The sequence below is a fragment of the Streptomyces sp. NPDC040432 genome (assembly GCF_055595445.1).
Genome location: NZ_JBVIVP010000033.1, coordinates 39,316 through 51,755 on the forward strand (window position 1 = coordinate 39,316; position 12,440 = coordinate 51,755).

General features: G+C 68.8%; 14 protein-coding genes. 5 read left to right on the top strand and 9 right to left on the bottom strand.

Features of this window, described 5'->3' with window-relative positions; translation table 11 throughout:
- The first annotated feature begins 237 nt into the window (after window positions 1–237).
- Both ACZ58N_RS36365 and ACZ58N_RS36370 read left to right on the top strand, forming a co-directional pair.
- Window positions 238–594 (top strand): VOC family protein, encoded by a 357-nt coding sequence (locus tag ACZ58N_RS36365; protein WP_471169180.1) that lies wholly within the window; start codon window positions 238–240, stop codon window positions 592–594.
- Between the two features lie 172 nt (window positions 595–766).
- Window positions 767–1,336: a hypothetical protein gene (locus ACZ58N_RS36370; RefSeq protein ID WP_471169115.1), complete on the top strand. Its 570-nt coding sequence runs from the start codon at window positions 767–769 to the stop codon at window positions 1,334–1,336.
- Window positions 1,337–2,140: 804 nt separating this feature from the next.
- On the opposite strand, the gene ACZ58N_RS36375 is transcribed toward ACZ58N_RS36370, so the two are convergent.
- From ACZ58N_RS36375 to ACZ58N_RS36395, 5 genes are all read right to left on the bottom strand, one after another.
- Window positions 2,141–3,730, bottom strand: coding sequence for a phytoene desaturase family protein (locus tag ACZ58N_RS36375; RefSeq protein WP_471169118.1), 1,590 nt, complete (start codon window positions 3,728–3,730; stop codon window positions 2,141–2,143).
- A complete protein-coding gene (locus tag ACZ58N_RS36380; protein WP_471169121.1) occupies window positions 3,723–4,211 on the bottom strand; it encodes an SRPBCC family protein in 489 nt (162 codons plus the stop codon). The genes ACZ58N_RS36375 and ACZ58N_RS36380 overlap by 8 nt, the downstream gene beginning before the upstream one ends.
- A 30-nt stretch (window positions 4,212–4,241) precedes the next feature.
- The gene (locus ACZ58N_RS36385) at window positions 4,242–4,715 is read right to left on the bottom strand and encodes a hemerythrin domain-containing protein (RefSeq protein WP_471169124.1); all 474 of its coding nucleotides are present in this window, start codon (window positions 4,713–4,715) and stop codon (window positions 4,242–4,244) included.
- Between the two features lie 438 nt (window positions 4,716–5,153).
- The gene (locus ACZ58N_RS36390) at window positions 5,154–5,378 is read right to left on the bottom strand and encodes a DUF6479 family protein (protein WP_471169127.1); all 225 of its coding nucleotides are present in this window, start codon (window positions 5,376–5,378) and stop codon (window positions 5,154–5,156) included.
- A gap of 327 nt (window positions 5,379–5,705) precedes the next feature.
- Window positions 5,706–5,882, bottom strand: a complete 177-nt coding sequence (locus ACZ58N_RS36395) for a hypothetical protein (protein ID WP_471169129.1) — start codon at window positions 5,880–5,882, stop codon at window positions 5,706–5,708.
- 515 nt (window positions 5,883–6,397) lie between these two features.
- Here ACZ58N_RS36395 and ACZ58N_RS36400 point away from each other — a divergent pair.
- On the top strand, window positions 6,398–6,598 hold the full coding sequence (locus ACZ58N_RS36400; RefSeq protein ID WP_471169132.1) for a hypothetical protein: 201 nt from the start codon (window positions 6,398–6,400) through the stop codon (window positions 6,596–6,598).
- Window positions 6,599–6,649: 51 nt separating this feature from the next.
- A complete protein-coding gene (locus ACZ58N_RS36405) occupies window positions 6,650–6,772 on the top strand; it encodes a hypothetical protein (RefSeq protein ID WP_471169135.1) in 123 nt (40 codons plus the stop codon).
- 249 nt (window positions 6,773–7,021) lie between these two features.
- Here the strand turns inward: ACZ58N_RS36405 and ACZ58N_RS36410 are convergent, their stop codons facing one another.
- Together ACZ58N_RS36410 and ACZ58N_RS36415 are read right to left on the bottom strand one after the other, a co-directional pair.
- Complete coding sequence (locus tag ACZ58N_RS36410; RefSeq protein WP_471169137.1) at window positions 7,022–7,357, bottom strand: hypothetical protein; 336 nt, start codon at window positions 7,355–7,357, stop codon at window positions 7,022–7,024.
- A gap of 615 nt (window positions 7,358–7,972) precedes the next feature.
- Window positions 7,973–8,119 carry a hypothetical protein gene (locus tag ACZ58N_RS36415; RefSeq protein ID WP_471169139.1) on the bottom strand — a complete coding sequence of 49 codons (147 nt, stop codon included), beginning with the start codon at window positions 8,117–8,119 and terminating at the stop codon, window positions 7,973–7,975.
- 69 nt (window positions 8,120–8,188) lie between these two features.
- Here ACZ58N_RS36415 and ACZ58N_RS36420 point away from each other — a divergent pair, with 69 nt between their 5' ends.
- Window positions 8,189–8,767, top strand: coding sequence for an NUDIX domain-containing protein (locus ACZ58N_RS36420; RefSeq protein ID WP_471169141.1), 579 nt, complete (start codon window positions 8,189–8,191; stop codon window positions 8,765–8,767).
- 547 nt (window positions 8,768–9,314) lie between these two features.
- On the opposite strand, the gene ACZ58N_RS36425 is transcribed toward ACZ58N_RS36420, so the two are convergent.
- A complete protein-coding gene (locus ACZ58N_RS36425) occupies window positions 9,315–10,082 on the bottom strand; it encodes a transposase (protein ID WP_471169143.1) in 768 nt (255 codons plus the stop codon).
- Window positions 10,083–10,393: 311 nt separating this feature from the next.
- A complete protein-coding gene (locus tag ACZ58N_RS36430; RefSeq protein ID WP_471169146.1) occupies window positions 10,394–11,203 on the bottom strand; it encodes an alpha/beta fold hydrolase in 810 nt (269 codons plus the stop codon).
- Window positions 11,204–12,440: the final 1,237 nt, after the last annotated feature.

The following is a 12,440-nucleotide window of genomic DNA, read 5'->3' on the forward strand; positions in this document are numbered from 1 at the left end:
CATGAGCCTGCCGCGCCGCTTCGGGGCCGGCGAGTAGGTTCGCGCCGCTTCGAGGCCGGCGAGTGGGTTCGAGCCGCTGATCGATTCGATACTCCGGGCTGAGGTCCTGACGAGGCCCGGCGAGTGGGACATCGGCGGGGCCTGACAGGCCATTTTGAGGAACCGACTGCGCCAGAGCCTCCTAGGGTGTCTGTCAGGAAGATCGTTCATCGGCTCGGAGAGGCCATTCACTTGCAGATGAAGTTGAGCGCGATAACACTCGATTGCCCGGATCCACTGGCTCTGGCGGCGTTCTATCAGCAGGCGACAGGCTTTGAACCCCACCCGAAGTCGGACGTCGACTTTGCCGGTCTCAGCCGTGACGATGGACTCCTCATCGGCTTTCAGCGGGTTGACGACTACCGGGCGCCGAGCTGGCCTGACCCGGCGGTTCCCCAGCAGCTTCATCTTTGCTTCGACGTCGCGGACCTGGACGAGGCGGAGGCGAGGTTGCTGGAGTTGGGCGCAGCCAGGTCGGATCACCAGCCACATGAGAGCAGGTGGCGGGTCCTCACCGATCCGGCAGGGCATCCCTTCTGCATCGTCAGGGGGTGAACGGGGTTCAAGATGTCGTGATGCGGCTGCTGCCTCGAAGGGTCCCTGCATCCCAGAGACGGGACACCAAGGACCTTCAGGGATCTCCTGCCCGCGATATGGCTGGGGACGTTCGGGAGTCCACCGTGTTCGGCGGTCCCTTCCGGTCGGGGACGCCGTCAAGGAGGATGACTTGGTGATTCACGACCTCTTCTTCGACGGTGATCGCGTCCTGCTGTCGGGGCGGGACCCTGACGTGCCTGCCCGGGTGCTGAGTGCGACAGCCGTACGGGAAGCTGATCCGGATGCCGTGCCGCCGGAGATCCGCACGCCGGCCGGGGAGGTCGTGTTCGTCTCGGCCGTCCATCTGGCCGGTCTGCGGCGATTTTGCGCGGCGAACAGTATTGCTGTGCGGGCCCGCCCGGACGTGTGGGGCGACCTGCTCGAACCGTTCCTCGACAGCTCGTTCACCCATCGGGAGCGGGCGGCGACGCTGGAGCGTCTGGCGCAGGCGGGCTTCGACGCCGACGAGACGGCCCGGATCCGGGAACTCGTCGGACCGCTCATGAGGGCCTACAACTGCGTGCACTGGGACTACCACCATCTCGGCCTGGCCGACCTGCTGGACGCGGCCTTCGGCACGCTGGTCCCCGAGGAGCTGCGGATCCCGCCGCCGGAACGGGAGGCTTTCCGTGCGTGGGCGACGGCCATCGCGAACCGCGCGGACGGGCAACGGCCTCCAGCCCTCGACGGCGGCCCTTGAGCCGACCGGGCGGAGTGTGCGCAGTCCGGGGCGGCTGTTCTGCTGTTTTCCCCAGGAGGATACGCAACGACGTCCATCGCAGGGCTCCGGCCCGCTGCCGAAGGACCGACCCCACACCCGCGACGGGCGCTTTCGGTCGGCGCGCCGTCGCGAACGCTTCGACCGCCTCACAATGCCGCCCCGCCGCTGGAATGCCGATCGGGGTCAGGCGGGTGCAAGCCGCGAATGTCAGAGGCGTCCGGCAGCATGCCCTGCCATACCGCACACGTGAATGAATCCTGGACACGTACTGAGAGTTGGCTGGCCTGCCCCGAAACCCATCCCCTTGACCCGACGACGACTGCACCCTCGTCCACCACCGGGGCGGACGCAGCTTCGAGATGAACCGGGCCGGCCCCCACATCCCGTCACGGTCGATGCGCAAGAAGATCGCGGCCGAGCTCCGCACCGAGACGGAACCCGAGGAGAGCGCGAAGACCTCAGGCAAACCCCCGGACCCGTCCTTCCCCTGATCACCGAGCCGGAGGCCGGCATCATTGCGGGCCTCCTGCGCATGTACGCCGAGGCGGACTGGCACGTGGAGGACCACGTCGCAACCCTGCTCACCCGGATCCAGGGCAGGCTCGACAGCCTTAACCCCGTGCGGAGCCGGCCCACACGAGCCGACGGACTCGACCTCGACGCGGGCCCGATTCTCAACGCCGTATCAGCCGAGCGACCTTTCGAGCCTTGCTCAGCCCGCTCACCGGCGCAGCCCCTCTCGGACGACCCGTCGGCACTTGCCGGACGTCGGACCCCTTCATGTCACATGCGCTGGGCGCGGTGCAGGAGGTCGCGAAGGCCGTCGGCACGCAGGGCGGCGCGGGCGGCGTTCGCGCCCGGTGCGCCGTGGACGCCGCCGCCGGGGTGGGCGGCCGCGGAGGCGAGATAGAGGCCCCTGATGGGGGTTTCGGGGCGGCCGGTGCCGGGGGTCGGGCGGAAGATCAGCTGCTGGTGGAGGGCGGTGGTGCCGTTGTTGATGGCGCCGTTGTGGAGGTTCTCGTTCATGGCCTGGAGTGTGGGGGGTGCGAGGACGCGCCGTGCGATGATCCGGGCGCGAAAGCCCGGCGCGTAGCGTTCCACCTGTGCCTCGACGCGATCGGCCATGGCTTCCTGTTCCCCGGCGTCCCAGCAGCCGCTGATGTTGTCCGGTCCGGCGTCCGCGACAACGTGCTGCGGGACGTGCGTGTAGGCCCAGGCGGACTCGGTGCCGGCGGGGGAGCGGCTGGGGTCCGCCGTCGTCATCTGCCCCATCAGGACGAACGGTTCGTCGGGGACGTGTTCCGAGGCGAGTTGGGCGGCGAACCGGGTCAACCCGTTCACGCCGTCGGCCAGGTGGACCGTGCCCGCCCCGGTTGCCTGCGGTGCGGTCCAGGGCACCGGGCCGGCCAGCGCCCAGTCGACCTTGAAGGTCGCGAAGTCCCACTGGAAGCGTTCCAGATCCCGCACCAGACGGCCGGGCAGGTGTTCCTCGCCGACGAGTTCCCGGTACAGGGAGGGAGCCGAGGTGTTCGCGAGGACAGCCCGCCGTACGGTGACGTCCTCCCCGGCGGCCGTACGGACCCCGACCGCCTGCCCGTTGCGCACGACGACGGAGACGACCCGTTGCCCGCAGCGCACCACGCCGCCGCGGCGCTCCAAACGGCGTACGAGCGACTGGATGAGAGCGCCGGCTCCGCCGACGGGGACCGGGAAGCCGTGGCTCTGGCCGAGCATCGACATCAGCCATCCGAATCCTCCGCTTCCGGCGGCCTCGGGCGCCAGATCCGCGTGCAGTGCGTTACCCGCGAGCAGGAGCCTGCCACCCTCTCCGGCAAACTCCTCCTCGCCGAGCCGCCGCACGGGAAGAGCGAGCTTGCGGGCCAGTCGCAGTCCGCCCGCGGCGCGTAGTCCCGCCGCCAGGCGCAACCCGGACCTCACCGGCGGGAACGGCGTGAACAAGGCTCCCACCACGTCCGGCCCCACGCGCGTCCACGCGTCGTACATCCCCTGCCACGCCGACCCGTCGTGCGCCGCGAATCCGTCGAGTCCGGCCGCGGTCTCCTCCAGCCGGCGCTCCAGAACGGCGCATCGCCCATCGCGCAGGGGGTGGGCCAGGACGCGTGGCGCATGGCTCCACCGCAGCCCTTCGGCGGCGAGACCGAGCCCGGCGAGGACCGGGGAGGCGGCGGCCAAGGGATAGAACGCGCTGAAGAGGTCCGAGACGAAGTCGGGGTGGACGCCCCGGTCGCTGCGTACGGCGCCGCCGGGCTCGGGCTGGGCCTCCAGTACTTCCACGCTCCAGCCCGCGTCGACCAGCAGGTTCGCGGCCACCAGGCCGTTGGGGCCGGAGCCGATGACCACTGCGTCAGGCACGGCGTGTTCCGGCAGTGGTGTGGTCGGCCTCGACGGTCCTGGCGAGCCGGGGGAGCATGCCGCGGTGGCGGAGCTGCAGCAGTGCCTCGCTCGCGGGATTGTGCAGGGTGCCGCCCAGTCCACGCAGCGGGTGTTCGTCGCAGACGACCAGCGTCTCCTCTCCCCAGGGCCTCAGCTGGAAGTAGATCCGGGCAGTGCCCAGGCCCTTGGCCATGGCTTCCAGTTCCAGCTCGCGGCCCGGTTCGTTGTGCCGGACGGTGGTCACGCCCTTCGCGGACCACGGCCCCAGCCGAACGATGTACCGCAGCCGAGACCCGACAGCGGGCCAGTGTTCGTCAAGGGGCACGGACTGCGAGGGTCCCACCACCCACTCCCCGTATCGGGTGGGATCTGCCAGGACCGCCCACACCGCCTGCGGTGCGCGCCGGATAAGCTGGTGACGAACAGCCATGGGGCTCTCCTGCCGGTGGGTGCCGGGCATCGGGCGGCCCGGGCACAAGGGGTTGACTTGCTATTGGTGGGCGCTGGGGACGGCGAGGGGTTCGTTGGGGGCCTTGTTCTTCGCGGCGTCCATCCGGTCGCCGAGTTCGGTGAGACGGTTGCGCCCCATGGCCTTGCGGACGTCGGGGAACCACTCCTTCTCCTCCTCCTCGACGTGGTGGCGCACGTTCTCCATCAGGACGCTCATCTTGGCGTCGAAACGTTCGTCGGCCGCGTCCAGGTCCTTGAGCTCGGAGAGCATCCACAGCACGATGTGGTGCTCCTCGACGCTTTCGAGGACGTGCTCCGAGGTATCCGGGGCGGCCTCGCGTGCTGCCGGATAGAAGATCTTCTCCTCGATCCAGGTATGGGTGGTGAGTTCTTCGATCACCTGATCGGCGATCTTCCGCTTCTCGGCGTGTGCGTTGTTGCCCGCCTTCTCGAAGCGCTTGAAGAGCTTCTCCACGGTCTTGTGGTCTTCCTTGAGCAGAACGATTGCGTCCACGGGCATTCCTCGCCTCGGTCACCCCTCGGGCGGCGCCGCGCCGCCCCGCAGGCGTGTACCCGCACCGCGCACCGCCAGACAGACGTAACGGGTACTGGCCCCGCATGGCCCGCTGGATTGGGCCGTCCGAGCCGACCCGAGCCCCGCAACGATCACCGCCCCGCACGACCACCGCCCCGGTACACCCGGTGGGTGACGAGTGGCCGCACACCGAGGTCTCCTGGTGGTACCCCCCCACACCGGCGTCTCGCGCAGGACGGGTTTCAGCTGTCCACCTGCCGGTTTGGCCGGCGTCGACAGCGGTGTCACCGCAACCCCGCAGAGCGGCGCGACGCGTGCTGTTCGAGGGCGGGTAGGAGACGTCCTGTTCCGTGCATCGTGCCGCCCGAACAGGGGTTTCATCGGCATGACGGATGGAGCGTGGTGCGGATGGGGTGGTCAGCGCCGGGGGTGGCCTTGCGCCGGGTCGTCCTGCGGGGTCTGCCAGGAGGCCTGGCGGGGCTGGGTGCCCTGGAGGGGTTCGACGGGCGGCTTGCGTCGTCGGGCCGCGCGCCTGCTGCCCCACCAGAAGCCGGCCAGGAGGAGCGCGGCCACGACCACTCCGATGATGATGAGCAGGAGGGGGCCCGTCTCGTTCTCGGCGGCCAGGACGGTAGTAAGCATGAAGTCTCCTTCTGGGATGGGGAGTACGGCAACTTCGGTTCCGCTCACCCCGTGCAGCGGTGCACCGCGGCGCGATCGTAGGGCGGCGGACAGTGCCGTACGGGGGGGGTGTGCACGACCTCGGGGTGCACGAGCTGCGGGGTATTCGCCAGGGCGAGATCGGTCCGGCGGATCTGCGAGTCCGGGTCTCCTCACGGGGAGTCTGCGATGCGCTGCGGCAGAACGGGGACGAGCGTCCGGCCGCCATCCGAACTGTCGTTATGGCGAGTCCGCTCCCGGGGGAGCCGAAGGGGCTGTCCCGCGCGCGGGGCGGGACAGCCCGGATCGTCAGCGACGACGGGAGCGGGTGCTCCAGCCGCTGCCGATGCCGGCGACGTGGAGGGCCAGTAGCATCAGTCCGAGGATCATGACATTGCCTGATGAGAACACGTGGTTCGTCGAGATCTCCGCCGCGTTGATCAAGAACGCGATGAAGAACAGGACTGCGGCCGCTATACCCAGCATCACTGTTCCTTTCGGTAGGTGAGGGGCGTGTGCCCCCTCCTTCCGTCCTCACGCAGGCTTTACCGCATGGCTGTTCGCCGCTCTCTCGTGTGCTTGCCGGCCGCGTTTATCGCAGGGGAGCGCTGAGCATCGGAGTGGGCCGAGGTGATCGGGGCCGTGAGCAAGGTGTCCCCGCGGTTGACGGACACACCCCGCTGTCCTGCGTGTCCGGTGCCACTTTCGCGGTCGAGCCGGCCATCGACCTGTAGGCGGCCGGGGATGCCGCAGTCGGCCTCAACATCAAGGCGGCGACCACAGCGCGAGCCGTGGTCGCCGCCTTCGTCGTTCTCCGCCCCCGCGCTCGCCCGTGGCGCGGAGCACCGGCTACCCGCGCCGTCCGGGATCAGAACACCGGATCGCACCCACCCCGCGCCGTCGGCTCAGCCTCCGTCCCCGAGCCACCGACGGCACGGTCTTCGCCTCGCGGATGACCGGCCCCCATCGCCACACCGGAGGCCGTCTTCCTCTCGGGCCGCATGTCCCCGTCTCCGCCCTCGGCCATCGCAACCCTGGTGGACCGGATCAGGGGCCCGGTGACCACGCTGCACCTGGCCCGGGCCAGAGGGTCCCTCGCAGCCGGCGAGGAGGTTGAGTTCGGCCCGCTCACCGCCACCGCGGACGGGCTGCGCCACGACGGCAAGGACATCTCCTGGCACAGCATCACCTCATGCCGCTAAAGCGTCGTCATCGCCGACGAGGACGAGGACGAGCTGGGCGCGCTGCTGCGCATGGAGTACCGGGCGTCCGAGGGTGGCGCGTACGGGTTCCCGTTCCACTGGCTGCGCATACCGGCACTCGACGTACCGGACATGGACGCCCTGATCGGGCTCGTCGACGAGAACCGCACCTGAGCGTGGGGCGCCCCCCAGCCCGCCCAGTCACCCCTTCCTGGCACCGGGCCGGGTCGCACGTCTATCGGCCGCGGTGGCTCCGGCCGGGATGGCCGTGGGAAAGCCGTGACCATGACTGCCCTGCCCTGCCCTGCCGTGACGATGCTCCCGCCATCGGACGCCGGCTGCCTGCCATGGGCATGCGAGTTCACAAGGACATCGACGGGTCCGGCCACTTCGCGGGAAAGGCGGGTGACAGTGGTGATTCGGTCAGCGGATCGTCTCGGTGAGCGGCAGTGCACGTTCCGTTTCGCCTTCTGCACGCAGGAACCGGTCGGCTCCCTGACGGACCTGTGCCCACAGTTCCTGAGTCCTCAGCCCCCGCACGGTCCACTTGGCGGAACTCTTGGCCGCCATCGGGCGGCCCAGCAGGTCGTCCACCCTTCGGATCTTGGCCAGCGCCCTGGGAGTGAGCCAGCCCTCGTCGCTGAGATGTCGTGCCATCACGGCCGCGTCGTCGAAGTCCAGTGCGATCTCGTCCACCGGGACGGCGTGCTTCCCCAGCCATGCCAACTGGTTGGGTGCGGGGGCGGCCAGCAGCGCCACGACGGCCAGGAGTTGTCGGTACCGGCCTTACCAGTCCATGCCTGTCATGGCCTGATCATGCTATCGGGTTCGGGGTCTCTTCCGTGAAGGGCCGCGGAAGAGGGGGCGCGCTCGGCCGTGCGGACGCCCGTTTCTGCGGTCCGGAGCGCAGGCGGCGCGCTTGCCGCCGCCGGAGTGTGGACAACTTGCGCGCACACCCGTAGCACCACGCCGTCTTCGCCCACGAGCTCGCCGAGTAGGTGCTGCTGCTCAGCGTCCCTCTTGCTGAAGTCCCGGTGTTGGGCGCCGAAACCGGCGGCCGATGTCATCGTCGTGCCGGGTGACCTGGGCACGACGTCGCAGAGCAGAGCGGCGTCGGCGAGCAGCTGGGTGAGGTGGCGGTAGGGCCGCTACCAGTCGAAAGGCCACTCGCCTTCATCCGGGCTTTCAGTTCGGGGTGACCGCGAGCTGCTCCGGCCGCGGCCCGCGCAGTCCTGCGCCTTCCTGAACCGGCCGGAGGGCGGATGTCCGTCAGCCGCGGGCCGTTCGCCCGGTCGAGGTCGGTCGCATGCCGCAGGGCGGACACCCGCTCCGACAGGACTTCGGTGGCCAATCCACCCGTGCGGACGGCCGGATTCACCGCAGAAACGCGCCTGCGCCCTCCCCGTCGGCCAGGCCGAGGTAGCCGCCCTCGTCGGGCCGCCGGTCGACGTCCGCGTAGACCAGGATCTGCACCTCGTCCTGACAGGGAGTACGCAGCAGCCGGCACGGGTCGCTCGACAAGAACAGGTCCGAGACCCGCTGCGCAGCTTCGAGCGTGGCCGTCTTGCGGCCCCGGGACAATCTTCGCGCATGAATATGACCAGCAGTGCGGAAGATATCGATGCCGAGATTCGCGCGACCAGCAGTGAGATCGTCCACGAGAACCGCTGGATGACGGTCTGGGAGGACAAGACCATCCGCCAGAACGGGGCCACCGGAATTTACGGCGTGGTGGAAAAACCAGATTTCGCGCTGATCGTTCCTTATGTTGACGGCGGATTTCATCTCGTTCAGCAGTATCGCTACCCGGTCAAGGGGCGGTACTGGGAGTTCCCGCAGGGTTCGTGGGAGGAGCGGCCGGACGCCGACCCGCTGGATCTCGCCCGGGGCGAGCTCGCAGAGGAAACTGCTCTCACCGCCGCCACCATGACCCGGCTCGGTTACCTGTACGAGGCATACGGATACTGCGACCAGGGCGTCCACATCATCCTCGCCACCAGCCTGGCCGCAGGCGAGGAGAGCCCGGAGGAAGCCGAGGGTGACTTGATCAGCCGCTGGTTCAGCGAGGATGAGGTGTGGCGGCTGATCGCGGAGGGCGAGTTCCGCGACGCTCCGTCCGTCGCGGCGCTCGCACTCTTCCATCGCCGCCGCGTCGAGTTCGGCGTGTAGTTCATGTGGGGGCCGGACCGCCCTATAGGCCCCCGTTGGGGTTCAGTCGACGTTCAGGTGGAAGCTCCTGATCGCGGGCACCGTGTTCGTGGCATTTCCCTACAGCGCCCGACCGAATACCGCACCGCTCCCCGGAGGACCCGGGTAGGAGCATGCTGTTGCGGATGGTGACGCCGGACTCGACAAGGCATCCTCGACGGCCTCAGGACTCACACCTCCTGACATGGGGGCTGCACCCTGTACCAATGCGGTGGAGTACGCAGTGGTCAGCCCCGTGACATCGGCAAGATTCGCCGGCAACCGTGCCCCGGCGTGACCCACCACTCCCATACCGTCAGCGGAGACATGGAGCCTGGGACGCGAAGCCCTGCACGCAGAAAGCGCCTTCCGAACCTCGACAGGGCTCATCGTCCCAACTCAGAAAACGCTCTCGCGTTCCCGGCCGGCAACCGGTCTCACACCAACCGAAGCGGCGAGGCTAAGGGCTGTCCCGTAAATGCTCTTTGAATCGCCGTGGGCAGGGTCGGTCGTGGTGCGATCCTCTCGTCTATCCGGCGAGGGCGAGGTTGTGCAGTCGGGCGATGCCGAGCATGGCGTGGTGGACTCCGTCGCCTTTGAGGCGGCAGTCGCGGAGGATCTTCCAGGTCTTCATGCGGGCGAAGACGTGCTCGACACGGGCACGGACCTGCTTGTGGGACTTGTTGTGATCCTGCTTCCAGTCGGGCAGGTCTTCGCCTTTGCGGCGGCGGTGGGGCATGACGAGTCCGGTGCCGGGATAGCCGCCGTCGGCGATCGTGAGTGTTCTGCCGACGGCGGCTTTGGCGCCGGATTCCTCCCAGGCCTTGCAGTCGTTGCGGTTACCGGGGAGGGTGCGGCCGATCACCACAACGAGTCGGGTGTCGGCGTCGATGACGACCTGGTGGTTCGTGGAGTACCGGTAGTTCTTGGACTGCTCTGCCACGGCGTGGTCGCGAGTGGGCACGAGGGTGCCGTCCACGATGAGCACGGTGTCCTTGGCGAACCGCTTGCGGGGCTGCAGGGCGAGCATCGGCCCGAGGTGGTCGATGATGCGGTCGGCCGCCGACTTCGAGACCCCGAAGAGCGGAGCGAGCTGGCGCATGGTCAGGTTCGTGCGCCAGTACGCCGCGACCAGCAGTGCTCGGTCTTCCAGCAGGAGGCTCCACGGCCGGCCCTTGCGGACCGCATCCGCCCCCTGACGCCGCAGAACCGTCATCAGCTTCCCGAAGGCACGCGGGCTCAGCCCAGTGAACGGGCCTATCCAGGACGGCTCCGACGCCGTGATCACACCAGCCACACCAAGATCATGTCACCGCGAGCGGCTGTTCGTTGAGTCGGCCGTTTCGGTGGGCCCCTCACCGCATGGCCCGACTGGCGTGCGGAGTTGGGGGGGTGGGACCACGGATACTAAATCCAGTCCCGGGCGGAATGCCGGGGACCTTCCCACCCACCCCCCATGGTCGCGAGTCCCATAAGATCTCCGTCCGACCCATCACGCCGCACCGTATCCCGAGCCGCTGACAACACGACCGTCCAGAGAGCCCCGCAGGGCAGCCAGCCCAAGCAACATAGCGGCATCTCCCATGACCAGCACTTACGGGACAGCCCTTAGGACGTCGGCCTCGCGGCTGCGAAGAAGGCGGTGAGTACAGGTGCGAGGGCATGCGGATCGACGTTGTGGTTCTGGCCGGCGAGAGTGTGGAGGGTGTAGCGGTCTCCGCGGGAGGCGAGCGCCTTTGCCGCGTTGACCATGTACGTCTCGCCCGCGTCGCCGCGGCCGACGAGGACCGGAATGGCCACCTCGGCCCAGCGGCCGGTGGGCAGCGGACGGCCGGACATGAAATCGGCCATGAGCAGGCCGTCGTAGGCAAGGGTGCGGGCAGAGGCCTCCCACGCCGCCCAGACGGGAGTGTGCCGCAGGTCGTCGACGGCTGCCGGCGGCATGGCCAGGCCCTCGGTCAGGAAGCAGGTGAGGGCTCCCGTGGTGTCGCCCCGCGCGACGAGGGCCGTGATGCGGTCGACGTACCCAGACGGCAGTCGCGGGCGGGTCCCGTCGACGACGAACGGCGGTTCGTACAGGGCGAGCGCGGAGACCGCGCTGCCCCTGGCGACGGCCTCCAGGGCCAGAACGGCACCGGAGGACATCCCGAACACCAGCGCCGACCCGCCCGCCCGCCCGATCACGGCGTCCAGATCGTCGATCTCGCGCTGTACGTCGTAGTGCGGATGGTCACCGCTCTCGCCGCGTCCCCTCCTGTCGTAGTTGTAGACGGTGAAGTCCCGCGACAGCAGCGAGGCGAGGGGCGCGTGCCGCGCCCGGGTCATCAACGTGCCGCCGACGAGCACCAGCGGCGGACCCGTCTCGCCGTGCCGCTCACAGGCGATGGGCGTGCCGTCCGACGAGACCACCGTGAACATGCGCTTCCCCCAAGTCTCCACTGCCGTGCCCCGCAGGCAGGCTATGGCAGGCGCATCCCGAGATGATCTTGTACGGATGGACAGGATCCCGAGACGCCGGCTGGTCGAACGGCCACGCCGTTGTCCTGGCCAGACGCCGGCCAACGCAGAGCTCGGGGGCGGGCTCGTTTTCACTGTCTTCTGGCTCGCGGTCCGCGTCCTCGTCAACCGGCTCCTCCACGACACGGCCTGGGCGCAATACCTGGCCACGTTTCTTTTGGGAGGTCTCTATGCTCTGGCTCTGAGCAAGGTCGAGATTTTCCGCACGAAGTCGCGGCCGGAGGGCTCGAAGTGACTCAGATTGTTGGCCTGTCTCCATGTTGGGTAAAAGCCGCGACCATGCGGCCTGAGGAACTCAGTCTGAATGCGGTTGTGAATCAGTGCCAGCGGTGCCCGTTCGGGGACTGCCGGCACTTCCGGTTGGCCGGTCACGGGTACGAGCGGGCGCGGGCATCATCGTCGAACGCTCGGACGGAAGCCGCGCGCCAGGGCGTCAACCCGGCCTCAGCCCGGTTGACCACACCGGGCTTCGCGGCGGGTTGACGGAAGGCGCTGCGCGCCGGATCCGCAGACCGAGCCCACTCCAGGTCAGAACTGTGAGTACTGCCGGCTGACTTATATCCGATGCCTGGAGCCGGCCCCCCGGTGTCCGCGATGGAAGCCACCACGAGGTCGGTATGCCCAGCTGAGCCCGGCCACGTAGATCGGGTTGGCGGTGGAAGCGCGAACTGCCCGGTACTGGGTCGACCCTTGGGGCCCACTCCCGCCGAGTGGGCATACACGCCGGACATCCGCTGGCCGACAGCCGCGGGCACCTGCCGTCCGCCTTGGTATCCGTCACGTCGGCCCAGGCCCGCGTCTTGTTGTCGCAGTACCGGATCCAGGCGTGCCCCTCGCTACGGCTCACTCGGAGGTCTGCCGCTTCGGCGTACTCACCGCCGGCGTACCTGCTGCCGGTTCTCATTGCCGATCCGGAGACCCGCGCTGTCGCCGTTCGCCATGTCGACCCGTCACCGGAGCTGGCCCGCGATCCGGATTCCGGCGTTCGCAGGGCCGTGGCAGCCCATCCGAGCCTGTTCGCTGAGCTGCGGGACGTGCTGGCCGCAGACGTGGAAGTCTTCGTCCGCAACACAATTGCCGCCCGCCCGGACACCCCCTCGGCTCTGCGTGAGAGCCTCGTGGCCACCCTGGCGACTGA

Coding starts and splice junctions, on each gene's coding strand:
- ACZ58N_RS36380 (WP_471169121.1), bottom strand. CDS start 4,211: ATGCCCGGCACCCACCGGCAGGAGAGCCCCATGGCTGTTCGTCACCAG.
- ACZ58N_RS36395 (WP_471169129.1), bottom strand. CDS start 5,882: ATGCTGGGTATAGCGGCCGCAGTCCTGTTCTTCATCGCGTTCTTGATC.
- ACZ58N_RS36390 (WP_471169127.1), bottom strand. CDS start 5,378: ATGCTTACTACCGTCCTGGCCGCCGAGAACGAGACGGGCCCCCTCCTG.
- ACZ58N_RS36420 (WP_471169141.1), top strand. CDS start 8,189: ATGAATATGACCAGCAGTGCGGAAGATATCGATGCCGAGATTCGCGCG.
- ACZ58N_RS36405 (WP_471169135.1), top strand. CDS start 6,650: ATGGAGTACCGGGCGTCCGAGGGTGGCGCGTACGGGTTCCCGTTCCAC.
- ACZ58N_RS36430 (WP_471169146.1), bottom strand. CDS start 11,203: ATGTTCACGGTGGTCTCGTCGGACGGCACGCCCATCGCCTGTGAGCGG.
- ACZ58N_RS36365 (WP_471169180.1), top strand. CDS start 238: ATGAAGTTGAGCGCGATAACACTCGATTGCCCGGATCCACTGGCTCTG.
- ACZ58N_RS36400 (WP_471169132.1), top strand. CDS start 6,398: ATGTCCCCGTCTCCGCCCTCGGCCATCGCAACCCTGGTGGACCGGATC.